The 1,036-nt window shown below is 71.6% G+C and carries 2 protein-coding genes; one reads left to right on the top strand and one right to left on the bottom strand.

What is annotated here, in order from left to right; all coding sequences use genetic code 11:
* The coding region (locus ACWF94_RS40970) for a DUF779 domain-containing protein (RefSeq protein WP_453500457.1) at positions 1-270 on the bottom strand (270 nt) is incomplete at its 3' end.
* A 171-nt stretch (positions 271-441) separates the two neighbouring features.
* Here ACWF94_RS40970 and ACWF94_RS40965 point away from each other — a divergent pair.
* Complete coding sequence (locus ACWF94_RS40965; protein WP_453500455.1) at positions 442-888, top strand: nitroreductase family deazaflavin-dependent oxidoreductase; 447 nt, start codon at positions 442-444, stop codon at positions 886-888.
* Positions 889-1,036: the final 148 nt, after the last annotated feature.

The raw sequence follows: 1,036 nt of genomic DNA, 5'->3' as shown, positions 1-1,036 counted from the left end.
ATCGACGACGATCCGGGTGTGACTCCACACCTCGTACTGGCTCCGCGACATCCAGAAGGAGATGTCCTCCGGGACCCCCTCGACCCGGAGGTCCGCGAGGAGGATGTCCGACTGTCCCGTACGGAACTCTCCCCGGGGGTAGCACATGGGCGCACTGCCGTCGCAGCAGCCGCCCGACTGGTGGAACATCAGCGGACCGTGCGCGGCCCGCAGCCGGCGCAGCAGGTCGGCGGCGGCCGGGGTCAGTTCCACCCGCGGGGGCTCGGTCATCCCCGCAGCAGAGCACACCGGAGGTTGCAACCCCGTTGCGGCCGGGCCGGGATGCCGCCCGTGGCGGGATTCCGGCCCGCCGGAATGGTCACGGGGCCGGGGGTTGTTGCCCGGTGGAGGCCGTCCCGGGACGGCTGCCGAAAGGTCATGACGACGACAGGATGGATGCCAATGCCTCTTGAGGGCGAGTACGAGCCGAGCCCGGAGAAATGGGTACGCGACCAGGTGGAGCTGTATGAACGGTCCGGTGGCACCGAGGGCACGACGGTGCACGGGATGCCGGTCGTCGTGGTGACCAGCCGGGGCGCGAGCACCGGAAAGCTGCGCAAGAACCCGCTGATGCGCGTGGCGCACGAGGGCCGGTACGCGGCGGTCGGATCGATCGGCGGGGCGCCCAAGGACCCGGTGTGGGTGCGCAATCTGCACGCCGACCCCCGGGTGGAGGTCCAGGACGGCCCGGTCCGCCAGGACATGCGGGCCCGTGAGGTCACCGGCGACGAGAAGGCCGTGTGGTGGGCTCGGGCCGTCGAAGCCTTCCCGTACTACGCGGAGTACCAGAAGAAGACGGACCGTCAGATCCCCGTCTTCGTGCTGGATCCGGTGCCCGAGGGCCACTGAGGTACGACGCCGTGCCGCGTCGGTACGTGGACGGCCGGAGCGGTGCACTGGGGAGCTGAGGTCCGCCGGGCCCGGAGTCGCGCGTCACACCGGGGTCTCCGGCCCGGCCGCCGGCCGGGTGCACGGTCCGCGCCGAGTCCACCGGGGT

Source organism: Streptomyces sp. NPDC055078 (assembly GCF_053607985.1).
This window is presented reverse-complemented; position numbering and strand designations above follow the sequence as displayed.

Coding starts and splice junctions, on each gene's coding strand:
- ACWF94_RS40965 (WP_453500455.1), top strand. CDS start 442: ATGCCTCTTGAGGGCGAGTACGAGCCGAGCCCGGAGAAATGGGTACGC.